General features: G+C 61.6%; 27 protein-coding genes. 17 read left to right on the top strand and 10 right to left on the bottom strand.

What is annotated here, in order from left to right; translation table 11 throughout:
- Positions 1-119: 119 nt before the first annotated feature.
- From HU730_RS23450 to pilG, 4 genes are read right to left on the bottom strand one after another with little or no spacing between them, the layout of a single operon-like run.
- Entirely contained in the window at positions 120-2,171 is a 2,052-nt protein-coding gene (locus tag HU730_RS23450) for a methyl-accepting chemotaxis protein (RefSeq protein WP_034128934.1), read from the bottom strand.
- Positions 2,168-2,692 carry a chemotaxis protein CheW gene (locus HU730_RS23445; protein WP_034128935.1) on the bottom strand — a complete coding sequence of 175 codons (525 nt, stop codon included), beginning with the start codon at positions 2,690-2,692 and terminating at the stop codon, positions 2,168-2,170. Before HU730_RS23445 ends, HU730_RS23450 begins: the two co-directional genes overlap by 4 nt.
- 11 nt (positions 2,693-2,703) lie before the next feature.
- Positions 2,704-3,069 carry a twitching motility response regulator PilH gene (gene pilH, locus HU730_RS23440; RefSeq protein WP_014720320.1) on the bottom strand — a complete coding sequence of 122 codons (366 nt, stop codon included), beginning with the start codon at positions 3,067-3,069 and terminating at the stop codon, positions 2,704-2,706.
- 46 nt (positions 3,070-3,115) lie between these two features.
- Positions 3,116-3,523, bottom strand: a complete 408-nt coding sequence (gene pilG / locus HU730_RS23435) for a twitching motility response regulator PilG (RefSeq protein ID WP_014720321.1) — start codon at positions 3,521-3,523, stop codon at positions 3,116-3,118.
- Positions 3,524-3,761: 238 nt separating this feature from the next.
- Here pilG and gshB point away from each other — a divergent pair, with 238 nt between their 5' ends.
- The 7 genes from gshB to HU730_RS23400 all read left to right on the top strand — a co-directional run bounded on the left by gshB (position 3,762) and on the right by HU730_RS23400 (position 9,814).
- Positions 3,762-4,715 (top strand): glutathione synthase, encoded by a 954-nt coding sequence (gene gshB / locus HU730_RS23430; RefSeq protein ID WP_034128936.1) that lies wholly within the window; start codon positions 3,762-3,764, stop codon positions 4,713-4,715.
- A gap of 77 nt (positions 4,716-4,792) precedes the next feature.
- On the top strand, positions 4,793-5,698 hold the full coding sequence (locus HU730_RS23425) for an energy transducer TonB (RefSeq protein WP_034128937.1): 906 nt from the start codon (positions 4,793-4,795) through the stop codon (positions 5,696-5,698).
- A gap of 173 nt (positions 5,699-5,871) precedes the next feature.
- The gene (locus HU730_RS23420; protein WP_017139445.1) at positions 5,872-6,441 is read left to right on the top strand and encodes a YqgE/AlgH family protein; all 570 of its coding nucleotides are present in this window, start codon (positions 5,872-5,874) and stop codon (positions 6,439-6,441) included.
- A complete protein-coding gene (gene ruvX, locus HU730_RS23415; protein WP_003195067.1) occupies positions 6,441-6,878 on the top strand; it encodes a Holliday junction resolvase RuvX in 438 nt (145 codons plus the stop codon). Before HU730_RS23420 ends, ruvX begins: the two co-directional genes overlap by 1 nt.
- Before the next feature lie 132 nt (positions 6,879-7,010).
- Positions 7,011-7,517, top strand: a complete 507-nt coding sequence (gene pyrR, locus HU730_RS23410) for a bifunctional pyr operon transcriptional regulator/uracil phosphoribosyltransferase PyrR (RefSeq protein WP_019817751.1) — start codon at positions 7,011-7,013, stop codon at positions 7,515-7,517.
- Positions 7,518-7,541: 24 nt separating this feature from the next.
- Complete coding sequence (locus HU730_RS23405) at positions 7,542-8,546, top strand: aspartate carbamoyltransferase catalytic subunit (protein WP_034128938.1); 1,005 nt, start codon at positions 7,542-7,544, stop codon at positions 8,544-8,546.
- Positions 8,543-9,814 (top strand): dihydroorotase, encoded by a 1,272-nt coding sequence (locus HU730_RS23400; protein ID WP_089041474.1) that lies wholly within the window; start codon positions 8,543-8,545, stop codon positions 9,812-9,814. The genes HU730_RS23405 and HU730_RS23400 overlap by 4 nt, the downstream gene beginning before the upstream one ends.
- Before the next feature lie 125 nt (positions 9,815-9,939).
- On the opposite strand, the gene HU730_RS23395 is transcribed toward HU730_RS23400, so the two are convergent.
- Positions 9,940-10,368 (bottom strand): TM2 domain-containing protein, encoded by a 429-nt coding sequence (locus HU730_RS23395; protein ID WP_034128940.1) that lies wholly within the window; start codon positions 10,366-10,368, stop codon positions 9,940-9,942.
- Positions 10,369-10,617: 249 nt separating this feature from the next.
- Between HU730_RS23395 and HU730_RS23390 the strand changes: the two genes are divergently transcribed.
- Positions 10,618-11,256, top strand: coding sequence for a C40 family peptidase (locus tag HU730_RS23390; protein WP_034128941.1), 639 nt, complete (start codon positions 10,618-10,620; stop codon positions 11,254-11,256).
- Positions 11,257-11,404: 148 nt separating this feature from the next.
- On the opposite strand, the gene HU730_RS23385 is transcribed toward HU730_RS23390, so the two are convergent.
- Positions 11,405-12,439, bottom strand: coding sequence for a type IV pilus twitching motility protein PilT (locus HU730_RS23385; RefSeq protein ID WP_096142971.1), 1,035 nt, complete (start codon positions 12,437-12,439; stop codon positions 11,405-11,407).
- Between the two features lie 57 nt (positions 12,440-12,496).
- On the opposite strand from HU730_RS23385, the gene HU730_RS23380 reads away from it, so the two are divergent.
- The 9 genes from HU730_RS23380 to HU730_RS23340 all read left to right on the top strand — a co-directional run bounded on the left by HU730_RS23380 (position 12,497) and on the right by HU730_RS23340 (position 19,225).
- Positions 12,497-13,183 (top strand): YggS family pyridoxal phosphate-dependent enzyme, encoded by a 687-nt coding sequence (locus HU730_RS23380; RefSeq protein WP_054897577.1) that lies wholly within the window; start codon positions 12,497-12,499, stop codon positions 13,181-13,183.
- A 34-nt stretch (positions 13,184-13,217) separates the two neighbouring features.
- A complete protein-coding gene (gene proC, locus HU730_RS23375) occupies positions 13,218-14,036 on the top strand; it encodes a pyrroline-5-carboxylate reductase (protein ID WP_014720329.1) in 819 nt (272 codons plus the stop codon).
- A gap of 25 nt (positions 14,037-14,061) precedes the next feature.
- Positions 14,062-14,649 carry a YggT family protein gene (locus HU730_RS23370; RefSeq protein ID WP_003195087.1) on the top strand — a complete coding sequence of 196 codons (588 nt, stop codon included), beginning with the start codon at positions 14,062-14,064 and terminating at the stop codon, positions 14,647-14,649.
- A gap of 216 nt (positions 14,650-14,865) precedes the next feature.
- Positions 14,866-16,017, top strand: coding sequence for a homoserine O-acetyltransferase (locus HU730_RS23365; protein WP_034128945.1), 1,152 nt, complete (start codon positions 14,866-14,868; stop codon positions 16,015-16,017).
- Entirely contained in the window at positions 16,014-16,634 is a 621-nt protein-coding gene (metW, locus tag HU730_RS23360; protein ID WP_003195091.1) for a methionine biosynthesis protein MetW, read from the top strand. Before HU730_RS23365 ends, metW begins: the two co-directional genes overlap by 4 nt.
- 21 nt (positions 16,635-16,655) lie before the next feature.
- A complete protein-coding gene (locus HU730_RS23355; RefSeq protein WP_057014172.1) occupies positions 16,656-17,090 on the top strand; it encodes a DUF4426 domain-containing protein in 435 nt (144 codons plus the stop codon).
- Complete coding sequence (rdgB, locus tag HU730_RS23350; RefSeq protein WP_072445592.1) at positions 17,087-17,683, top strand: RdgB/HAM1 family non-canonical purine NTP pyrophosphatase; 597 nt, start codon at positions 17,087-17,089, stop codon at positions 17,681-17,683. The genes HU730_RS23355 and rdgB overlap by 4 nt, the downstream gene beginning before the upstream one ends.
- Positions 17,680-18,882: a radical SAM family heme chaperone HemW gene (gene hemW / locus HU730_RS23345; protein ID WP_054897580.1), complete on the top strand. Its 1,203-nt coding sequence runs from the start codon at positions 17,680-17,682 to the stop codon at positions 18,880-18,882. Before rdgB ends, hemW begins: the two co-directional genes overlap by 4 nt.
- Positions 18,883-18,901: 19 nt before the next feature.
- Positions 18,902-19,225, top strand: coding sequence for a DUF3392 domain-containing protein (locus HU730_RS23340; protein WP_003195099.1), 324 nt, complete (start codon positions 18,902-18,904; stop codon positions 19,223-19,225).
- Between the two features lie 138 nt (positions 19,226-19,363).
- Here the strand turns inward: HU730_RS23340 and trmB are convergent, their stop codons facing one another.
- From trmB to HU730_RS23320, 4 genes are all read right to left on the bottom strand, one after another.
- Positions 19,364-20,089, bottom strand: coding sequence for a tRNA (guanosine(46)-N7)-methyltransferase TrmB (gene trmB / locus HU730_RS23335; protein ID WP_003195101.1), 726 nt, complete (start codon positions 20,087-20,089; stop codon positions 19,364-19,366).
- Positions 20,090-20,098: 9 nt separating this feature from the next.
- Complete coding sequence (locus HU730_RS23330) at positions 20,099-20,893, bottom strand: thiazole synthase (protein ID WP_014720334.1); 795 nt, start codon at positions 20,891-20,893, stop codon at positions 20,099-20,101.
- 54 nt (positions 20,894-20,947) lie between these two features.
- Positions 20,948-21,148: a sulfur carrier protein ThiS gene (thiS, locus tag HU730_RS23325; RefSeq protein WP_186527465.1), complete on the bottom strand. Its 201-nt coding sequence runs from the start codon at positions 21,146-21,148 to the stop codon at positions 20,948-20,950.
- Positions 21,149-21,227: 79 nt separating this feature from the next.
- Positions 21,228-21,602, bottom strand: a complete 375-nt coding sequence (locus HU730_RS23320) for a DUF423 domain-containing protein (protein ID WP_054897582.1) — start codon at positions 21,600-21,602, stop codon at positions 21,228-21,230.
- Between the last annotated feature and the right edge of the window lie 42 nt (positions 21,603-21,644).

Genomic DNA, 21,644 nt, shown 5'->3' with positions numbered 1-21,644 from the left:
ATGTGGGAGCTGGCTTGCCTGCGATAGCGGTGGGTCAGCACTATTTCTGTATCTGACAGACCGCTATCGCAGGCAAGCCAGCTGCCATAGTTGGACTGTGGTGTTCTTCAGGTCGTATTTCAATCATCGACCTGCTTGGGCGGCGGCAAGGTAAAACCCGATACCGACCTGCGCAACTGGCTGGCCATCTTCGCCAGGTTACCAATGCTTTCTGCGGTGGCGGTGGAACCCGACGACGTCTGTGTGGTGATCTGCTGGATCACGTTCATGGTCAGGGAAATCTGCCCCGCCGATGAGGTCTGTTGCTGCGCCGCGTTGGAAATACTCTGGATCAGCGCTGCCAGGGTTTTCGACACGCCTTCGATCTCCTCCAGCGCCACCCCGGCGTCCTGGGCCAGGCGTGCGCCGCGCACCACTTCGGTGGTGGTCTGCTCCATGGAAATCACCGCTTCGTTGGTGTCGGCCTGAATGGTGCGCACCAGGGTTTCGATCTGCCGGGTGGCCGCCGAGGAGCGCTCGGCCAACCGTTGCACTTCATCGGCCACCACCGCAAAACCGCGCCCGGCGTCGCCGGCCATGCTGGCCTGGATCGCGGCGTTGAGAGCGAGGATGTTGGTCTGGTCGGCGATGTCGTCGATCAGGCTGATGATGTCGCCAATTTCCTGGGACGATTCGCCCAAACGCTTGATGCGCTTGGCGGTGTCCTGGATCTGCTCGCGAATGTTGTCCATGCCGTGGATGGTGTTGTGCACCACCTCGTTGCCTTTGTTGGCGATCTCTACCGAACGTTCAGCTACCGCCGAGGATTCGGCCGCGTTGGCCGACACCTGGTCGATGGACTGCGCCATCTGATTGATCGCCGTGGACGCTTCGGCAATCTGCTGGGCCTGATGCTCCGACGCCTGGGCCAGGTGCATGGCGGTGGCCTGGGTGTCCTGCACCGCACCGGCGACCTGCCCGGCAGTGAGGTTGATGGTGGCGACCAGGTCGCGCAGTTGATCCACGGAATAGTTGATGGAGTCTGCGATGGTGCCGGTGAAGTCTTCGGTGACCGAGGCGGTGACGGTGAGGTCGCCGTCAGCCAGGTCTTCGATTTCATCCAGCAGGCGCATGATCGCGTTCTGGTTGCGCTCGTTCTTCTGCGCGGTTTCATGCAGTTGGCGGTTGGTCTCGCGCACCATGACCAGGCCGATCAGGATGATCGAGGCCAGCGCCAGCAAGCCCAGCACGTAACCGCCGATGGTGTCGAAGCTGCGCCCGCTGGCGAGGTTTTCAAAACCCGTGGCCAGGTGCGAGGCTTCATCGAGCAGGGTTTGCGACAGGTTGAAAATATTGCTCGCCGAGGCGCGCACCTGGAACAACTGCGGCGAGGTCTCGAGAATTTCATCCACGGAGCCGGAGACAAATTCGAACAGCTCGGCGATGTCCGCCAGCCGCGCCCGGGCATCCGGGTCTTCGACCTGGGTGATACGCAGCCCCGGGTTGCCGTTGAGCATGCCATTGAGCACCACGCCAAAACGGTTGGCATCGCGACCGAAGGCATCGGCGGCCTGCCCGGCGGTTTCATCCCCCGCCAGCACCGTGTTGACCGCCCCCAGGATACGTTCGGCCAGCAGCGACTGGCGTTGGGCCAAGGCTACCTGGCTGGCCGGGGCGCCGCGTTGCAGCAGGATATCCACGACTTTTTCCGACTCGATCTGCAGTTGCGGTACGGTTTCGGCCAGGGTCGCCGCCACCTGGTGCAACGACAACACGGTCTGCTCGCTGGCCAGGATGGCGTCGGTGTTTTTCAGCAACGCCTCCCAGTCGGTCTGCACCGCCCGCATTTCGGCGCGCACCGCACTGGGCGCCGCCGGCAAGCCGGTTTGCGGGTCACCTTTTTTCAGGTAGCCCCAGCGCTGGGCAAAATCGTTGCGCGCATCGCCCAGCAGCTTGAACGCCGCCGCTTTCCCGGCAGCGGCCTCGGTGGCGTTCTTGGCAATGCGCTGGGACAGCACGCGCAGCTCACCGGCGTGGCCGATGTACTGCTTATCGTAAGTGGACTGGGTGTTGAGGTACGCGAAGTTGGCGAACAGCAGCATGATGAACACGATCAAGGCGATAAACAGCACGATGATCTGCGAACGGCTGCGCGAAGCGGCCTGGGGTTTGGGCGTGGTAGCGGTGCTCATGCGGCAACATCCATGAAGCCAGGGGCCTGGGCCAGGGCGAAGGGGCTGAAGACTTGCCACGGCGGGTCGCCGTCGAACTGGCCCTGAATAAACGGCGCGCTCGAGGCAGCGCTCGCCACCCAGGCATCCAATGGGAAATGCTGCATGCCTACCACCTCATCTACCAGCAGCCCGACAAACAGGTCGTTGAACTCCACCACCAGCACCCGCCGTTGCTTGCGCGCCCTGGACAACTCAAGGCCCAGGAAACCGCCCAGGTCCATCACCGGAAGCAAGCGCCCGCGCAGGTTGGCCACGCCCTTGACCCAGGGCTTGACCCCCGGCATCAAGGTGCAACGTGGCTCATGCAACACCTCGGCGACTTCGCCCATGGGCGCCACGTAGGCGTTTGGCCCTATGCGGAAAGCGATGCCGCTCCAGCGTTGCAGGCGCGTTTCCTGGGACGGCAGGTCCGCGGCCAGCAAGCGGCAGCGGCGGTCGATGTCCAGCAGCAGCTCGAAGGCGGTTTGCGACTCGGTCATGATCGCAAGCCTTAGCCGGCCAGCACCTTGTTCAGGGTGGCAATCAGGGTTTCTTCATCCACAGGCTTGGTCAGGTAGTCCTTGGCGCCCTGGCGTGCGCCCCAGATCTTGTCGGTTTCCTGATCCTTGGTGGTGATGATGATGATCGGGATACCGTTGGTTTCCGGCTCCTTGGACAACTGGCGCGTGGCCTGGAAGCCGTTGAGGCCGGGCATCACGATATCCATCAGCACCGCGTCGGGCTTTTCCTGACGGGCCAGGGCCACGCCGTCCGCGCCGTTTTCGGCCTTGAGCACCTGGTGGCCATGCTTTTCCAGCATGCCGGTGAGTTTGTACATTTCGGTCGGCGAATCGTCGACGATCAGAACACGTGCCATGGTTTTCCCCGCTACATTGGTCGGCGCCGGCCCTCGTGAGGCGGCGTCAGTGTGCTTGTTCTACTGCGGCGAACCCAGGCACATAGGCCTTGATCGCCCCCAGCAGTTCTTCCTTGCTGAAAGGCTTGGTCAAAAATTGATCGACACCCACGATGCGCCCCTTGGCCTTGTCGAACAGGCCGTCCTTGGAAGACAACATGATCACCGGGATCGACTTGAACGCCGGGTTGTTCTTCACCAGGGCGCAGGTCTGGTAGCCGTCCAGGCGCGGCATCATGATGTCGACAAAGATAATGTGCGGGTGATGATCGACAATACGGGCCAGGGCGTCGAAACCGTCGATCGCCGTGATGACCTCGCACCCCATGTTCTTCAACAGCGTCTCGGCGGTGCGGCGGATCGTTTTCGAATCGTCGATTACCATCACCTTCAAGGCGTTGGAATGCTGTTCCATATCTGCTCTACCATCGCCACAGCGAATCGGTTTTCGGTGTGTACTGCCTGATGTTGCACAGGATGAACGCCGCAAGCCTTGGAATTCAAGGGCTGCTGCGCCGTGCCAGCCTTTTTAGCACAGTCTCCTGGCGCAATCTATCGAGGCACCCGCCCAATGGTTTTTCCTTGACCCACAACAGCCGCAGCGCCACTCTGACGCCACTTTTATGCGCCCTAATTTGCTAGAGGAAATCCCCATGAGCGTTCGCGTCGGCATTGTCATGGACCCTATCGCCAGCATTTCCTATAAAAAGGACAGTTCGCTGGCCATGCTCCTGGCCGCCCAGGCCCGCGGCTGGACCTTGTTCTATATGGAGCAGCGCGACCTTTACCAGGGTGACGGCGAGGCCCGCGCACGCATGCGCCCGCTGCAGGTGTTTGCCAACCCCGAGAAGTGGTTCGAGCTTTCTGACGAAATCGACAGCCCGCTGAGCGACCTCGACGTGATCCTGATGCGCAAGGATCCGCCGTTCGACATGGAATTTGTGTACTCCACCTACCTGCTGGAGCAGGCCGAACGCGCGGGCGTGTTGATCGTCAACAAGCCGCAAAGCCTGCGCGACTGTAATGAAAAACTGTTCGCCACCCTGTTCCCGCAGTGCACGCCACCGACCGTGGTCAGCCGCCGCGCCGATGTACTGCGTGAATTCGCCGCCAAGCATGGCGACGTGATCCTCAAGCCGCTGGACGGCATGGGCGGCACCTCGATCTTCCGTCACCGCGCCGGCGACCCGAACCTGTCGGTGATCCTCGAAACCCTGACCGCCCTGGGCACCCAGCAGATCATGGGCCAGGCCTACCTGCCGGCGATCAAGGATGGCGACAAACGTATCCTGATGATTGACGGCGAGCCGGTGGATTATTGCCTGGCGCGGATCCCGGCAGCCGGCGAGACCCGTGGCAACCTGGCGGCCGGTGGTCGCGGTGAAGCGCGGCCGTTGTCAGAAAAAGACCGCTGGATCGCCGCTCAAGTCGGTCCAACCCTGCGGGAAAAAGGTCTGCTATTTGTCGGACTAGACGTAATTGGCGAGAACCTCACTGAAATCAACGTCACCAGCCCGACCTGTATTCGCGAGATCGACAACGCATTTGGCACGAACATCGGCGAAATGCTGATGGCCGCCATTGAACGCAAGCTACAAGCCAAGTGACATAGAACAGCCGGACACCTACCAACATTGCGTTATCATGCGCCACCTGTGAAACGCGCGATGTTGGTTTTCTTGTCATGACACTCCCGTCCGATCTGCCCCCCGAATTCTCCCCCAGCGGCGTGCGCCCGGCCGATCGTCTCGGTTTTACCCTGTTTCTCGCTGCCTTGATTCATCTCGCCCTGCTCCTGGGTGTGGGGTTCACCCTGGTCGAACCCAAGCAGATCACCAAGACCCTGGAAATCACTCTCGCCACGTTCAAAAGCGAAAAGAAGCCCGAAAAGGCTGACTTTCTCGCCCAGGACAACCAACAGGGCAGCGGCACCCTCGACAAGAAAGCCGTGCCCAAGACCACCGAGGTAGCGCCCTTCCATGACAACCAGGTCAAGAAGGTCACTCCGCCGCCAGCGCCCAAGCCTGAGGTCAGGCAGGCCACGCCCAAGGCTGCGGTGACGACTGTCGCGCCCAAACCGCAAAAAGCCCCGACCCAGCGCGAAAAGGCCAAGACCGAACCCAAGCCCGAGCCAGTGAAACCTGCGCCGACGTTCGACAGTTCGACGTTATCCGACGAAATTTCCAGCCTGGAAGCCGAACTGGCCCATGAGCAACAGCTTTATGCCAAGCGCCCCCGCATCTACCGTCTGAACGCCGCCTCAACCATGCGCGATAAAGGTGCCTGGTATAAGGACGAGTGGCGCAAGAAAGTCGAACGCATCGGCAACCTCAATTACCCGGACGAGGCGCGGCGCCAACAGATTTATGGCAATTTGCGCTTGCTGGTGTCGATCAACCGTGACGGCTCGCTGTATGAGGTGCAGGTGCTGGAGTCCTCCGGCCAGCCGCTGCTGGACCAGGCTGCGCAACGCATCGTGCGCCTGGCCGCGCCCTTTGCGCCGTTCAGCGGCGACTTGAGCGACGTGGACCGCCTGGAAATCATCCGCACCTGGCGGTTCGCCAAGGGCGACCGGTTGTCCAGCAACTGATCGCACAGATCGTTCCCACGCTCCGCGTGGGAATGCCGCCATGGACGCTCTGCGTCTGCTCTTGGGACGCGGAGCGCCCCGGGATGCAATCCGACGCAAAGCATGGGAACGATCAGCGATCAGGCTCGCGCCCGCACTTGTCAGTTCGCCCCTCCAACGCCACACTAGCGGACATGAAAAACGTCAGCCCGACCTACCTCAAGCACCAATTCCTGATCGCCATGCCCCATATGGCCGACCCGAACTTTGCGCAGACCTTGACCTACATCGTCGAGCACACGGCCAATGGTGCCATGGGGTTGGTGGTCAACCGCCCGCAGGAGCTGAACCTGGCCGATATCCTTGAGCAACTGCGCCCGGAAATCGACCCGCCGGCGCGTTGCCAGGGCGTACCGATCTACATCGGCGGGCCGGTGCAGACCGATCGCGGTTTTGTGCTGCACCCCACCGGGCCCAAGTTCCAGGCCACGGTAGACCTTGAGGGTGTGTCATTGTCCACATCCCAGGACGTGCTGTTCGCCATCGCCGACGGCGTCGGCCCTGAGCAAAGTGTGATCACCCTCGGCTACGCCGGTTGGGAAGCCGGGCAACTGGAGGCCGAACTGGCCAGCAATGCCTGGCTGACCTGCCCGTTCGACGCTGACATCCTGTTCAACACCGCCAGCGAACTGCGCCTGGAAGCGGCAGCAGCCAAGCTGCGGGTCAACCTCAGCCTGCTGACCAGCCAGGCGGGGCACGCCTGATGGCCTTGCGTCTGATCCTCGGTTTTGACTACGGCACCAAACAGATCGGCGTAGCGGTTGGCCAGGTCATTACCGGCCAAGCCCGCGAGCTGTGCACCCTCAAGGCCCAGAACGGCGTGCCGGACTGGAACCAGGTCGAAGCCCTGATCAAAGAGTGGAAGCCTGACGCGGTAGTGGTCGGCCTGCCCCTGAACATGGATGGCACCCCCAGTGACATGTGCCTGCGCGCCGAGAAGTTCGCGCGCCGCCTCAATGGCCGCTACAACCTGCCCTTCTATACCCACGACGAACGCCTCACCACCTTCGAAGCCAAGGGGGAGCGCCGCGACCGTGGCGGGCAAAAGGGCAGTTACCGCGACAACCCGGTAGACGCCATCGCCGCGGCCTTGCTGTTGCAGGGCTGGCTGGATGAAAACACCGCTTTATTTGAATCCTGACCCGCCGCGATCCTGTGGGAGCGGGCTTGCCCGCGAAGAACGTTAACGATACCGCGAGAAGACTGGATGAACGCGGTGCCCATGAGTTTTTCGCGAGCAAGCTCGCTCCTACACACTTGATAAGGAGCCACCATGAGCTTGCCGAACCCTGCCGAACTGATCAGCCAGATGGCGATACGCCTCAAGGCGCACCTGGAACACCGTGCCATCAGCGAACCGCGTTTTATCGGCATACGCACCGGTGGCGTGTGGGTAGCCCAGGCATTGCTGGAAGCACTGGGCAGCGATTCGCCCCTGGGCACGCTGGACGTGTCCTTCTACCGCGACGATTTCAGCCAGAACGGCCTGCATCCACAAGTGCGCCCTTCGGCCCTGCCCTTCGAGATCGAAGGCCAGCACCTGGTACTGATCGACGACGTGCTGATGAGCGGCCGCACCATCCGCGCCGCCATGAACGAACTGTTCGACTATGGCCGCCCGGCCAGCGTGACCCTGGTGTGCCTGCTGGACCTGGATGCCGGCGAACTGCCGATCAGCCCGGACGTCGTAGGCGCGACCCTGTCGCTTGCCCCCCAGCAGCGGGTAAAATTGTCCGGTCCCACGCCGCTCGAACTCGAACTGCAAGACCTTGCCCTTTAAACCGCCTTGTAAAGAGTCCCCGCGATGACGCCTCTAGATGCCAAGCGCCCGCTGCAGCTCAATGCTCAGGGCCAGTTGCAACACTTCTTGTCCCTCGACGGTTTGCCCCGCGAACTGCTCACCGAAATCCTCGATACCGCCGATTCGTTCCTGGAAGTCGGTGGCCGGGCAGTGAAGAAAGTCCCGCTGTTGCGCGGTAAAACCATCTGCAACGTGTTCTTCGAGAACTCCACCCGCACCCGCACCACCTTTGAACTGGCGGCCCAGCGGCTGTCGGCCGATGTGATCACGTTGAACGTGTCCACCTCGTCGGCGAGCAAGGGCGAAACCCTGCTCGATACCCTGCGCAACCTGGAAGCCATGGCCGCCGACATGTTCGTGGTACGCCACGGCGACTCCGGCGCTGCGCATTTCATCGCCGAGCATGTGTGCCCGAACGTGGCGATCATCAATGGCGGCGACGGCCGTCACGCGCACCCGACCCAGGGCATGCTCGACATGCTCACCATTCGTCGGCACAAGGGCAGCTTTGAAAACCTCTCGGTAGCCATCGTCGGCGACATCCTGCATTCGCGGGTTGCACGTTCGAACATGCTGGCTCTCAAGGCCCTGGGTTGCCCGGATATCCGCGTGATCGCGCCCAAGACCCTGTTGCCAATCGGCATTGAACAGTATGGCGTGAAGGTCTACACCGACATGGCCGAGGGCCTCAAGGATGTGGACGTAGTGATCATGCTGCGCCTGCAACGCGAGCGCATGGCCGGGGGCTTGTTGCCCAGCGAAGGTGAGTTCTACCGCCTGTTCGGCCTGACCACCGCACGCCTGGCCATGGCCAAGCCGGATGCAATCGTGATGCACCCGGGGCCGATCAACCGCGGCGTGGAAATTGAGTCGGCGGTGGCCGATGGCCCGCAGTCGGTGATTCTCAACCAAGTGACCTACGGCATCGCCGTGCGCATGGCCGTGCTGTCCATGGCCATGAGCGGGCAAACCGCGCAACGTCAATTCGAGCAGGAGCAGGCCCAGTGAAGCTCAGCATTCTCGGCGCCCGAGTCATCGACCCGGCCAGTGGCCTGGACCAAGTTACCGATCTACACCTGGACGCCGGCAAGATCGTCGCCATGGGCGCCGCCCCCGCAGGCTTCAACGCCGGCCAGAGCATCGATGCCAAGGGCCTGGTGGCCGCGCCTGGGCTGGTGGACCTGAATGTCGCACTGCGCGAGCCGGGCTACAGCCGCAAAGGCAATATCGCCAGCGAAACCCAGGCCGCGGCAGCCGGTGGCGTGACCAGCCTGTGTTGCCCGCCCAACACCAAGCCGGTGCTGGACACGTCGGCCGTGACCGAGCTGATCCTCGACCGCGCCCGCGAAGCCGGCAACTGCAAAGTGTTTCCCATTGGTGCCTTGAGCAAGGGCCTGGATGGCGAACAACTCGCCGAATTGATCGCCCTGCGTGACGCCGGTTGCGTGGCCTTCGGCAATGGCCTGGAAAGCTTTCGCAGCACGCGCACCTTGTGCCGCGCCCTGGAATACGCGGCCACCTTCGACTTGACGGTGATCTTCCATTCCCAGGACCGCGACCTGGCCGAAGGCGGCCTGGCCCACGAAGGCGCAGTGGCCAGCTTCCTCGGCCTGCCGGGCATTCCGGAAACAGCAGAAACCGTGGCTCTCGCTCGTGACCTGTTGCTGGTGGAGCAAAGCGGCGTGCGTGCGCATTTCAGCCAGTTGACCAGCGCCCGGGGCGTGGCTCTGATCGCCCAGGCCCAGGCCCGCGGCTTGCGGGTCACCGCGGATGTCGCCCTGTACCAACTGATCCTGACGGATGAGGCGCTGATCGACTTCTCCAGCCTGTACCACGTACAGCCCCCGCTGCGCACCAAGGCTGACCGTGACGGTTTGCGTGCGGCGGTGAAGTCGGGTGTGGTGTCGGCGATTTCCAGCCATCACCAACCTCACGAGCGAGACGCCAAGCTGGCACCGTTTGGCGCGACCGAGCCAGGCATCAGCAGCGTGGAGTTGTTGTTGCCACTGGCGATGACGCTGGTGGAAGACGGCTTGCTGGACCTTCCGACACTGCTGGCACGCCTGAGCGCCGGCCCGGCCGAGGCCCTGCGCTTGCCGGCGGGCCAGTTGGCGGTGGGTTCACCGGCGGACCTGGTGCTGTTCGACCTGGCAAGCTCGACGGTGGCTGGTGAGCGTTGGTTGTCCAAGGGCGAAAACTGCCCGTTCATCGGCCACAGCCTGCCGGCGACGGTGCGGTATACCTTGATGGATGGACGGATCAGCTACCAGGCTTGACGCGCAAGCTCGTTCCCACGCTCTGCGTGGGAACGCATTCTGTGACGCTCTGCGTCAGCACTCCAAAGGTGGACGCGGAGCGTCCTGGGCTGCATTCCCACGCGGAGCGTGGGAACGATCAGTGCTCAGCGCCCGCTGTTGCGCTCGGCATTGCGGATCGAGATCTGCGTGTTCAGCGTCCAGAAGTCATACAGCACCCCGATCAGGAACAAACCGCCGGTCAGCAGGTAGATCAGGCCGGTGATCCATTTGCCCTGATACATACGGTGCACACCAAACACCCCCAGGAACGCCAACAAAATCCACGCCACGCTGTATTCAATCGGCCCTGCGGTAAACCGCAGGTCGGCTTCACGGTCCATGGCCGGGATCAGGAACAAGTCGATCAACCAGCCAATGCCGAACAAGCCGAAGGTGAAAAACCAGATCGTTCCCGTCACAGGCTTGCCGTAATAAAAGCGATGAGCCCCGGTAAAACCGAAAATCCACAGCAGGTAACCAATCGCCTTGCTGTGGGTGTCTTGATGCTGAGCAACCTGTTGATAGGTGTTCATGAAGGACCTCTTTTGCTTCGATAGATAAATTTTTTCATTTTCTTTGTGACTTTTTTACGGGCGCCCGACGTACGGCAAATGGTATCGTTCTGCCCTCAAAGCCTTGTAGCGCCTGACTTGTGTAGGACAATTGCGGCGAATCGTCGCGTTTTTCCTGAATTTGACCCCAAGGTTCAGTCGACAAACGGGCTGAGAACAGCACAAAAAGCTGTTATAAAGTTGCGCGCAAACCCATAAGAGCCACGCCTAATGCGACCATTTTTCAAGACATGGCTAACCATTTGCCTATTAATGCCACTGGCCGCCCACGCCACCAATCGTGAGCAACGACTTCCGAACGTTAACGGTTTCACCCCTAAAGTCCATAGCACGCCCAGCACTGCCAAATCGGCAAAGCCGACCGTCAGCCGCCCGACTCAACTGAGCAAGGCCCACGGCAAAGCGCTTTCCACCCAGTTGGCCGTGAACACCAAGCAAAGCAGCAACGTCTTGAGCCGTGCCGTCAACGTGCTCGGTACACCTTATCGTTGGGGCGGCAGCAGCCCAAGTAAAGGGTTCGACTGCAGCGGCTTGGTGAAATATGCATTTAACGATGTAAAAGCGGTGGACCTGCCACGCACTTCCAACGCCATGGCGGCCGGCCATGGGTTGAAGGTGGACCGTAAAGACCTGAAACCGGGCGACCTGTTGTTTTTCAAACTCAAGAGCCGCCAGGTCAATCACGTCGCCATCTACCTGGGCAACGACCGCTTTATCCACGCACCGCGCCGTGGCAAGTCGGTGAGCATCGACACACTGAAAAAGCCGTTCTGGGACAAGAACTACGTGATTGCCAAGCGGGTACTGCCTAAAGAGCAGAACAACAACCTGCGGATCGTGCAGCGCTAAGCCAGGCGCCACTGAAGCTCCCCATTTGAAATGCGATCAAATGTGGGAGCTGGCTTGCCTGCGATGACGGAGTGTCAGTTGGCAGAGAGAGTGCCTGACAGTCCGCTATCGCAGGCAAGCCAGCTCCCACATTGTGCATCTGTGTGTTCTAGATATCTGCCGGTACCCTCGCCTTCTCCCGGGCCTCTTCCCGACTGACCAGCCCCGCGCCGACCAACGCCTTCAAACTCATATCCAGGGTCTTCATCCCCAACGCCCCTCCCGTCTGGATAGCCGAAACCATCTGCGCCACCTTGTCTTCGCGAATCAAGTTACGAATCGCCGGGGTGCCCAGCATGATTTCATGAGCGGCCACGCGCCCACCGACCACCTTCTTCACCAGCACCTGAGACACCACCGCCTGCAACGACTCCGACAGCATCGAGCGGACCATGGCCTTCTCCTCGGCCGGGAAGACGTCTACCAGCCGGTCCACTGTCTTTGCCGCCGACGAGGTGTGCAGGGTGCCGAACACCAGGTGTCCGGTCTCTGCCGCCGTCAGCGCAAGGCGGATGGTTTCCAGATCGCGCAATTCACCCACCAGGATCACATCCGGGTCTTCTCGCAGGGCTGAACGCAGGGCCACCGAGAAACTGTGGGTGTCTCGATGCACCTGGCGCTGGTTGACCAGCGCCAGTTTCGGCCTGTGGATAAACTCGATGGGGTCTTCCAGCGTAAGGATATGCTGGCGTCGATGCCGGTTGAGGTCGTCGATCATCGCCGCCAGGGTCGTAGACTTGCCCGAGCCGGTGGGCCCGGTCACCAGCACCAGGCCGCGAGGAAGGCGGGCGATACGCTGGAACACCTCGCCCAGTCCCAGGTCCTCCAGGCTTTGGACCTCAGTCGCAATAGCCCGGAACACCGCACCCACGCCGCGATCCTGGCGGAACACGTTCGCCCGGAACCGGGCGACGCCTGGCAATTCGAAGGCAAAATCCGTTTCAAGAGATGTTTCGAAATCCTTTTGTTGATGTTTATTCAGCAAAGGGCTCAATAAGTCGACCACTTGGGTAGCGTTCAGCGCTGGCCCATCCAGCGGCCAAACCTCGCCATCAATGCGCAGCATCGGTGCCAGGCCGGCTGACAGATGCAGGTCTGAGGCGCCTCGGCTTACGCTGGCCGTCAGCAATTGCGTGATATCCATAGGGCTTTCCATTTCCAGTAGAATGCCGCGGACTCCATATCCACGGGCGCATCTTGAATGTCGACGATAGCAGACAACATCGGCCTGGTTAGCCAGCGCATCCGCGCCGCAGCCGACGCCGTGCAACGTGACGCAAGCAGCATCCACCTGCTGGCCGTGAGCAAGACCAAACCCGCGCAGGCGGTACGCGACGCCTATGCCGCCGGGCTGCACGACTTTGGGGAAAACTACCTGCAGGAAGCCTTGGGCAAACAGGCGGATTTGACCGACCTGCCCTTGAGTTGGCACTTCATCGGCCCCATTCAATCGAACAAGACTCGCGCCATCGCCGAGAACTTCGCTTGGGTGCATTCCGTGGACCGCCTGAAAATCGCGCAACGCCTGTCCGAACAACGCCCGGCCGACCTGCCGCCGCTCAATATCTGCATTCAGGTCAATGTCAGTGGCGAAGCCAGCAAGTCCGGCTGCACACCCGCCGACCTGCCGGCCCTGGCCACGGCGATCAGCGCCCTGCCGCGCTTGAAGCTGCGGGGTTTGATGGCAATTCCCGAGCCGACTGAAGACCGGGCGGAGCAGGATGCGGCGTTTGCCACTGTTCGCGACCTGCAAGCCAGCCTGAACCTGCCGCTGGACACACTTTCCATGGGCATGAGCCATGACCTTGAGTCGGCCATTGCCCAAGGCGCCACCTGGGTGCGGATCGGTACCGCCCTGTTTGGCGCCCGCGACTACGGCCAGCCGTGAAATGGCTGACATCCCTCGAAAATAAGGACCTGTCATGAGCAACACGCGTATTGCCTTTATCGGCGCCGGTAACATGGCGGCCAGCCTGATCGGTGGCCTGCGGGCCAAGGGCCTGGACGCCGAGCAGATCCGCGCCAGCGACCCGGGCGCCGAGACCCGCGAGCGCGTCAGCGCCGAACACGGTATCCAGACCTTCGCCGATAACGCCGAGGCCATCCACGGCGTCGATGTGATCGTGCTGGCGGTCAAGCCCCAGGCCATGAAGGCCGTGTGCGAGAGCCTGCGCCCGAGCCTGCAACCTCACCAACTGGTGGTGTCGATTGCCGCTGGCATCACCTGCGCCAGCATGACCAACTGGCTCGGCGCCCAGCCCATCGTGCGCTGCATGCCCAACACCCCGGCGCTGCTGCGCCAGGGCGTCAGCGGTTTGTATGCCACTGGCGAAGTCACCGCGCAGCAACGTGACCAGGCCCAGGAACTGCTGTCTGCGGTGGGCCTCGCCGTATGGCTGGAGCAGGAACAGCAACTGGATGCGGTTACCGCCGTTTCCGGTAGTGGCCCGGCCTACTTCTTCCTGCTGATCGAGGCCATGACGGCCGCCGGCGTCAAGCTGGGCCTGCCCCACGACGTGGCCGAGCAACTGGCGGAGCAAACTGCCCTGGGCGCCGCGAAAATGGCGGTCGGCAGCGAGGTGGATGCCGCCGAACTGCGCCGTCGCGTCACCTCGCCAGGTGGCACCACACAAGCGGCTATCGAGTCGTTCCAGGCCGGGGGCTTTGAAGCCCTGGTGGAAACAGCACTGGGTGCCGCCGCACATCGTTCAGCCGAGATGGCTGAGCAACTGGGCAAATAGTCGTCCCTTACCAAGGTAATCAAACATGCTCGGAATCAATGACGCTGCCATTTTCATCATCCAGACCCTGGGCAGCTTGTACCTGCTGATCGTGCTGATGCGCTTTATCCTGCAACTGGTGCGTGCAAACTTCTACAACCCGCTGTGCCAGTTCGTGGTGAAGGCCACCCAACCACTGCTCAAGCCGCTGCGCCGGGTGATCCCGAGCCTGTTCGGCCTGGACATGTCGTCGCTGGTGCTGGCGTTGCTGCTGCAAATCCTGCTGTTCGTGGTGATCCTGATGCTCAACGGCTACCAGGCCTTCACCGTGCTGCTGTTGCCATGGGGCCTGATCGGTATTTTCTCGCTGTTCCTGAAGATCATCTTCTGGTCGATGATCATCAGCGTGATCCTTTCGTGGGTCGCACCGGGCAGCCGTAGCCCAGGTGCCGAATTGGTGGCTCAGATCACCGAGCCCGTGCTGGCACCCTTCCGTCGCCTGATCCCGAACCTGGGGGGCCTGGATATCTCGCCGATCTTTGCGTTTATCGTGATTCAGTTGCTGCAGAGCTGGGTGATTCCGCGCCTGGCGTACTTTGCCTACATGCCAAAAGAGTTGTTTGGCCTGATCTGACCGATAGATCGTTCCCACGCTCTGCGTGGGAATGCAGCCCGTGACGCTCCGCGTCACCAGGGCAGGACGCAGAGCGTCCCAAGAGGCATTCCCAGGCGGAGCATGGGAACGATCAAACGCGGAGCGTGGGAACGATCACGCTAACCCCCGACCTTTGCTTGCCGCTAGGGTCCCCGCTCTTTAGACTTACGCCTCATTTAAACGAGAGCAGGGTCGATGCCAGCTGCCTTCCCCCCCGATTCTGTTGGACTGGTCGTGCCACAAGTGGCGCATTTCAGCGAACCCCTGGCCCTGGCCTGCGGCCGTTCGTTGCCAGCCTACGACCTGATCTACGAAACCTATGGCCAACTGAACGCCACGGCGAGCAACGCCGTGCTGATCTGCCATGCCTTATCCGGCCATCATCACGCCGCCGGCTTCCATAGCGTTGACGACCGCAAACCCGGCTGGTGGGACAGTTGCATCGGCCCCGGCAAGCCCATCGACACCAACAAGTTCTTTGTGGTCAGCCTGAACAACCTTGGCGGCTGCAACGGTTCCACCGGCCCCAGCAGCCTCAACCCGGAAACCGGCAAGCCGTTCGGCGCCGACTTCCCGGTGCTGACCGTGGAAGACTGGGTGCACAGCCAGGCGCGCCTGGCCGACTTGCTGGGCATCAGCCAGTGGGCCGCCGTGATTGGCGGCAGCCTGGGCGGCATGCAGGCCCTGCAATGGACCATCACCTACCCGGACCGCGTGCGTCATTGCCTGGCCATCGCCTCGGCGCCCAAGTTGTCGGCGCAGAACATCGCCTTCAACGAAGTGGCGCGCCAGGCGATCCTCACCGACCCCGAGTTCCACGGCGGTTCGTTCCAGGAAGCGGGCGTGATCCCCAAGCGCGGCCTGATGCTGGCGCGGATGGTCGGCCACATTACCTACCTGTCCGACGATTCCATGGGCGAGAAATTCGGCCGAGGCCTCAAGAGCGAGAAGCTCAACTACGACTTCCACAGCGTCGAGTTCCAGGTGGAAAGCTACCTGCGTTATCAGGGCGAGGAATTCTCAGGGCGCTTTGACGCCAACACCTACCTACTGATGACCAAGGCTCTGGACTACTTCGACCCGGCCGCCAACCACGATGACGACCTGGCAAAAACCTTCGAGCACGCCACGGCCAAGTTCTGCGTGATGTCGTTCACCACCGACTGGCGCTTTTCGCCAGCGCGCTCCCGTGAGCTGGTGGATGCCCTAATGGCCGCCAAGAAAGACGTCTGCTACCTGGAGATCGATGCACCGCAAGGCCACGACGCCTTCCTGATTCCGATCCCACGCTACCTGCAGGCGTTCAGTAACTACATGAACCGTATTTCGCTTGTGAGAACGCCATGAGAGCCGACCTGGAAATCATCCAAGACTGGATCCCCGCCGGCAGCCGCGTGCTCGACCTGGGCTGCGGCGACGGCGAACTGCTGAGCTGGCTGCGCGACCACAAGCAAGTCACCGGCTACGGCCTGGAAAACGACCCGGACAACATCGCCCAATGCGTGGCCAAGGGCATCAACGTGATCGAGCAGGACCTGGACAAGGGCCTGGGCAACTTTGCCAGCAACAGCTTCGATATCGTGGTGATGACCCAGGCCCTGCAAGCGGTGCACTACCCGGACCGCATCCTTGACGAAATGCTGCGCGTGGGCCGCCAATGCATCATCACCTTCCCCAACTTTGGCCACTGGCGCTGCCGCTGGTACCTGGCCACCAAGGGGCGCATGCCGGTCTCCGACTTCCTGCCGTACACCTGGTACAACACGCCGAACATCCACTTCTGCACCTTCGAAGACTTCGAAGCCCTGTGTGGCGAGCGTGAAGCCAAGGTGATCAACCGCCTTGCCGTCGATCAACAGCACCGCCACGGCTGGGCGAGTAAGCTATGGCCCAACCTGTTGGGCGAAATTGGTATCTACCGGGTCAGCAGCCCTGGCCTGACCGACCACAAAGTTGCCGTCTAATCATCTTCAAGAGGGACGTTCATGAGTCGTTTGGCTATTTTTCTATTGACCGCATGCCTGGGCGCCAGCGCCATGGCCGCCGACGCTATCGACGCTAATCGCAAAAAAGACTTCGGCGATATCACCGTTCATTACAACACCTTCACTTCAAGCTTCCTGCCACCCGAGACCGCCCAGAAAGTCGGCGTGGTGCGCAGCAAGGAGAAGGGGTTGATCAACGTCACCGTGATCAAGGGCGTAAGCCCAGTGGCCGCGCAAGTCACCGGCACTATCAAGGACCTCGGCGGCAAAAGCGAGATCCTGACGTTCAAGCAGATCGAAGAAAAAGGCGGCATCAGCTACCTCGCGCCCTACACCGTGACGCAACGGGAATACAAGACCTTCACCATCAACGTTGAAACCGGCGGCAAGGCCCACGGCTTCCAATTCAACCAAGAACTGTTCCCCGCCCAATGATGAACCTTACCCAACTCGTACTCGCCAGCCATAACGCCGGCAAACTCAAAGAACTGCAGGCCATGCTCGGTGAGTCTGTGCAACTGCGTTCGATCGGCGAGTTCAGCCAGGTCGAACCGGAAGAGACCGGCCTGTCTTTCGTCGAGAATGCCATCCTCAAGGCCCGCAATGCTGCGCGTATCTCTGGCCTGCCGGCCCTGGCGGATGATTCGGGCCTGGCCGTGGATTTCCTCGGCGGCGCCCCTGGAATCTACTCGGCACGTTACGCCGAAGGCCGGGGCGACGCAGCCAACAACGCCAAGCTGCTCGACGCCCTCAAGGACGTGCCGGAGGCCGAGCGTGGTGCGCAGTTCGTCTGCGTGTTGGCCCTGGTGCGGCATGCCGACGACCCGCTGCCGATCCTGTGTGAAGGCTTGTGGCACGGGCGCATCCTGCACGCGGCCAGCGGTGAGCATGGGTTTGGCTATGACCCGCTGTTCTGGGTGCCGGAGCGCAATGTCTCCAGCGCCGAACTGAGCCCGGCCGACAAGAACCAGATCAGCCACCGCGCCCGCGCCATGGCGTTGCTGCGCCAGCGCCTGGGTTTGAAATGACCCAGAACACCTCTGCGCAGCCGCTGATCCACGGTGGCGCGCAAACACCACGGGCGGCCCTGCCCCATCTGCCGCCCCTGGCGCTGTACATCCATATCCCGTGGTGCGTGCGCAAATGCCCGTATTGCGACTTCAACTCCCACACCGCGAGCAAAGTGCTGCCGGAAGAAGAGTATGTGGATGCCCTGCTGGCCGACCTGGACCAAGACCTGCACGCCGTATATGGCCGTAAGCTGAGTTCGATCTTCTTTGGCGGCGGCACGCCCAGCCTGTTCAGCGCGGCTGCACTGGGCCGCCTGCTCAAGGGCGTTCAAGCGCGTATCCCGTTTGCTGACGATATCGAGATCACCCTGGAAGCCAACCCCGGGACGTTCGAACAAGAGAAGTTCGTGGCGTACCGCAAACTGGGGATCAATCGCCTGTCCATCGGCATCCAGAGCTTCCAGCAAGAGAAGCTTGAAGCCCTGGGCCGTATCCACAATGGCGATGAAGCCGTGCGCGCAGCCGGCATGGCGCGCCAGGCCGGGTTCGACAACTTCAACCTGGACTTGATGCACGGCCTGCCCAACCAGTCCCTGGAGGACGCCTTGGGCGACCTGCGCCAGGCCATTGCACTCAAGCCGACGCACCTGTCCTGGTACCAACTGACCCTGGAACCCAACACCGTGTTCTGGAACCAGCCACCCGCGTTGCCGGAAGACGACACGCTGTGGGATATTCAGGAAGCCGGCCAGGCACTGCTCGCCGAACACGGTTACGCACAATATGAAGTCTCGGCCTACGCCCAACCGGGGCGGCCGGCGCGGCATAACCTCAATTACTGGAGCTTTGGCGACTTTATCGGCATCGGCGCCGGGGCCCACGGCAAGCTCAGCCACCCGGACGGGCGCATTATCCGCACCTGGAAAACCCGTGCACCAAAGGACTACCTCAACCCGGCCAAAAGCTTCCAGGCCGGCGCGAAAGAACTGACCAACGATGAACTGCCGTTCGAGTTTCTGATGAACGCGCTGCGCCTCACCGAAGGGGTTGATGCCAAGCTCTACGCCGAGCGCACCGGCCTCGATCTGGCGAGCCTCGATGAAGGCCGCCGCGACGCAGAACAAAGTGGATTAATGCAGGTCGAACCGTCACGCCTGGCGGCCACCGACCGCGGGCAACTCTTTCTCAATGACCTGTTGCAGAAGTTTTTGAGCTGATAGCTCTTAAGGAAATCGAATGGATCTGGTACTCGACCTGCTCGCCACCGTATCCCGCTGGAGCCGTAGCAACCTGTCGGAAATCTCGTTGGCCCTTGTGGGCTGTTTGCTGGTGCTGTTCGGCGCCGACATCAAGGGCTGGGTCGAAGCGCGCCTGGGCAGCATCGCCGGCGCCTTGCGCGTACCCTTGATGGCCCTGCTGTGCCTGATCGGCAGCGGTGCGGCGTTGATCTACGCCACGCCGTGGATTGTGCGAGGGTTGAGCCAGTTCAATAACTACAGCCTGGCGCCGGTGTTGATCGTGGTGCTGGTGTTGATTGGCGTGGTAGCAGACCGCCGCTGACTCAGCAGGCACTACAAAACAAATGTGGGAGCTGGCTTGCCTGCGATACAGACACCTCGGTGTATCAGTGATACCGAGGTGATGCTATCGCAGGCAAGCCAGTTCCCACATTTGATTGCGTTTCAAGCTGATGACTGTTTAAGCCAGCTTCTCGAATTTCAAATCCCACACCCCATGCCCCAATCGCTCGCCACGGCGTTCGAACTTGGTGATCGGCCGCTCGGCCGGGCGTGGCACACATTTGCCGTCTTCGGCCAGGTTGCGGTAGCCGGGGGCGACGTTCATCACTTCCAGCATGTATTCCGCGTACGGTTCCCAGTCGGTGGCCATGTGCAGGATGCCGCCCACTTTCAGCTTGCTGCGCACCAGTTCCGCGAAGGACGCCTGGACGATGCGGCGCTTGTGGTGACGGGCCTTGTGCCATGGGTCGGGGAAGAACAGCATCAGGCGGTCGAGGCTGTTGTCGGCGATGCAGCGGTTGAGCACTTCAATCGCATCGCAGTCGTAGACCCGCAGGTTTTTCAGGCCTTGGGTCAACACACCGTTGAGCAATGCGCCGACGCCTGGGCGGTGCACTTCCACACCGATGAAATCCTGCTCCGGCGCGGCTGCGGCCATTTCCAGCAGGGAATGACCCATGCCGAAACCGATTTCCAGGGAGCGTGGGGCTGAACGGCCGAACACTTGGTCATAGTCCACCGGCGCGTCGGCCAGGGGCAAGACGAACAGCGGCGTGCCCTGTTCCAGGCCCTTTTGTTGGCCTTCGGTCATGCGGCCGGCGCGCATCACAAAACTCTTGATGCGGCGGTGCTTGGACTCGTCGCCTTCTTCCACGGTGTTCGGCGTTTCGTTTGATTCAGTCATCAATAGCTCTTACTTGATCAGACCATCCAGCGGCGAAGAGGCGCTGGCATAGAGTTTTTTCGGCATGCGCCCGGCGAGGTAGGCCAGGCGGCCCGCGACGATGGCGTGGTTCATGGCTTGGGCCATCATGATTGGTTGCTGGGCATGGGCAATGGCCGAGTTCATCAGCACCGCGTCGCAGCCCAGTTCCATGGCGATGGTTGCGTCGGAGGCAGTGCCCACGCCCGCATCAACCAGCACCGGGATCTTGGCTTCTTCAAGGATGATCTGCAGGTTGTACGGGTTGCAGATGCCCAGGCCGGAACCGATCAAACCAGCCAGCGGCATCACGGCGATACAGCCGATTTCTGCCAGTTGGCGCGCGATGATCGGGTCATCGCTGGTGTAGACCATCACGTCGAAGCCTTCCTTGACCAAGGTCTCGGCGGCCTTGAGGGTTTCGATCACATTGGGGAACAGAGTTTTCTGGTCGGCCAGCACTTCCAGCTTCACCAGGTTGTGGCCGTCGAGCAGCTCACGGGCCAGGCGGCAGGTGCGCACGGCTTCGATGGCGTCGTAGCAGCCCGCGGTATTTGGCAGGAAGGTGTAGCGCTCCGGCGACAGCACTTCGAGCAGGTTCGGCTCGCCCTCGATCTGGCCGAGGTTGGTGCGGCGTACGGCGAAGGTGACGATCTCGGCACCCGAGGCTTCGATGGCCAGGCGGGTTTCTTCCATGTCGCGGTACTTGCCGGTGCCGACCAGCAGACGGGACTGGTAGGTACGACCGGCCAGGACGAAAGGCTTGTCGCTACGAACGATGCTCATGGGAAATCCTCTGGTTGGATGAGGTTCTGCAGAATGCGTTGCGGCCGTGGCGGGCTAGCCGCCGCCGATGGCGTGGACCACTTCGATCTGGTCACCTTCGGTGAGCACAGTCTCGGCGTGCTGGCTACGCGGGACGATATCCAGGTTGAGCTCCACTGCGACGCGACGCCCGGTCAGGTCCAGACGGGTCAGCAGGGCCGCAACGGTTTCGCCGTTGGGCAGTTCAAAGGGTTCGCCGTTCAACTGAATGCGCATGCCACGGGCCGCCATCGTTTTTAGGGGCCCGCATTCTAGCGCGATTGGAACCTGAAGGTCAGCTCCAAGCGTCAAGCGGTCAAAGCTGCAAGCGCCACGCCGCCAGGCCCAGGAAGAACCAGCCGAGCAGGAACGCCAGCCCGCCAAACGGCGTGATGATCCCCAGTTTACTGATGCCGGTCATCGTCAGCACATACAGGCTGCCCGAGAACAGCAGGATACCGACGGTAAACGAAATACCCGCCCAAGTGACCAGCCGACCCGGAATATGCGCCGCCAGCAAGGCCACGCCGAACAGTGCCAGGGCATGCACCAACTGGTAGGTCACACCAGTATGAAAGATCGCCAGGTAGTCGGTGCTCAGGCGGTTTTTCAGGCCGTGGGCGGCGAACGCGCCCAGGGCGACACCGGTAAAGCCGAAAAAGGCAGCCAGCATCAGAAAGCTACGCAGCATGGGGAACTCCAGTCAGACTCATCGGGCAGGGTCTGTATAATG

The sequence above is a fragment of the Pseudomonas sp. SWRI22 genome (assembly GCF_014268395.2).
Taxonomy (GTDB): Bacteria; Pseudomonadota; Gammaproteobacteria; order Pseudomonadales; family Pseudomonadaceae; genus Aquipseudomonas; species Aquipseudomonas paracarnis.
Note: the sequence above shows the minus strand (reverse complement) of the source record. Positions and strands in the feature narration are given on the sequence as shown.

Coding starts and splice junctions, on each gene's coding strand:
- HU730_RS23450 (WP_034128934.1), bottom strand. CDS start 2,171: ATGAGCACCGCTACCACGCCCAAACCCCAGGCCGCTTCGCGCAGCCGT.
- HU730_RS23445 (WP_034128935.1), bottom strand. CDS start 2,692: ATGACCGAGTCGCAAACCGCCTTCGAGCTGCTGCTGGACATCGACCGC.
- pilH (WP_014720320.1), bottom strand. CDS start 3,069: ATGGCACGTGTTCTGATCGTCGACGATTCGCCGACCGAAATGTACAAA.
- pilG (WP_014720321.1), bottom strand. CDS start 3,523: ATGGAACAGCATTCCAACGCCTTGAAGGTGATGGTAATCGACGATTCG.
- gshB (WP_034128936.1), top strand. CDS start 3,762: ATGAGCGTTCGCGTCGGCATTGTCATGGACCCTATCGCCAGCATTTCC.
- HU730_RS23425 (WP_034128937.1), top strand. CDS start 4,793: ATGACACTCCCGTCCGATCTGCCCCCCGAATTCTCCCCCAGCGGCGTG.
- HU730_RS23420 (WP_017139445.1), top strand. CDS start 5,872: ATGAAAAACGTCAGCCCGACCTACCTCAAGCACCAATTCCTGATCGCC.
- ruvX (WP_003195067.1), top strand. CDS start 6,441: ATGGCCTTGCGTCTGATCCTCGGTTTTGACTACGGCACCAAACAGATC.
- pyrR (WP_019817751.1), top strand. CDS start 7,011: ATGAGCTTGCCGAACCCTGCCGAACTGATCAGCCAGATGGCGATACGC.
- HU730_RS23405 (WP_034128938.1), top strand. CDS start 7,542: ATGACGCCTCTAGATGCCAAGCGCCCGCTGCAGCTCAATGCTCAGGGC.
- HU730_RS23395 (WP_034128940.1), bottom strand. CDS start 10,368: ATGAACACCTATCAACAGGTTGCTCAGCATCAAGACACCCACAGCAAG.
- HU730_RS23390 (WP_034128941.1), top strand. CDS start 10,618: ATGCGACCATTTTTCAAGACATGGCTAACCATTTGCCTATTAATGCCA.
- HU730_RS23385 (WP_096142971.1), bottom strand. CDS start 12,439: ATGGATATCACGCAATTGCTGACGGCCAGCGTAAGCCGAGGCGCCTCA.
- HU730_RS23380 (WP_054897577.1), top strand. CDS start 12,497: ATGTCGACGATAGCAGACAACATCGGCCTGGTTAGCCAGCGCATCCGC.
- proC (WP_014720329.1), top strand. CDS start 13,218: ATGAGCAACACGCGTATTGCCTTTATCGGCGCCGGTAACATGGCGGCC.
- HU730_RS23370 (WP_003195087.1), top strand. CDS start 14,062: ATGCTCGGAATCAATGACGCTGCCATTTTCATCATCCAGACCCTGGGC.
- HU730_RS23365 (WP_034128945.1), top strand. CDS start 14,866: ATGCCAGCTGCCTTCCCCCCCGATTCTGTTGGACTGGTCGTGCCACAA.
- metW (WP_003195091.1), top strand. CDS start 16,014: ATGAGAGCCGACCTGGAAATCATCCAAGACTGGATCCCCGCCGGCAGC.
- HU730_RS23355 (WP_057014172.1), top strand. CDS start 16,656: ATGAGTCGTTTGGCTATTTTTCTATTGACCGCATGCCTGGGCGCCAGC.
- rdgB (WP_072445592.1), top strand. CDS start 17,087: ATGATGAACCTTACCCAACTCGTACTCGCCAGCCATAACGCCGGCAAA.
- hemW (WP_054897580.1), top strand. CDS start 17,680: ATGACCCAGAACACCTCTGCGCAGCCGCTGATCCACGGTGGCGCGCAA.
- HU730_RS23340 (WP_003195099.1), top strand. CDS start 18,902: ATGGATCTGGTACTCGACCTGCTCGCCACCGTATCCCGCTGGAGCCGT.
- trmB (WP_003195101.1), bottom strand. CDS start 20,089: ATGACTGAATCAAACGAAACGCCGAACACCGTGGAAGAAGGCGACGAG.
- HU730_RS23330 (WP_014720334.1), bottom strand. CDS start 20,893: ATGAGCATCGTTCGTAGCGACAAGCCTTTCGTCCTGGCCGGTCGTACC.
- thiS (WP_186527465.1), bottom strand. CDS start 21,148: ATGCGCATTCAGTTGAACGGCGAACCCTTTGAACTGCCCAACGGCGAA.
- HU730_RS23320 (WP_054897582.1), bottom strand. CDS start 21,602: ATGCTGCGTAGCTTTCTGATGCTGGCTGCCTTTTTCGGCTTTACCGGT.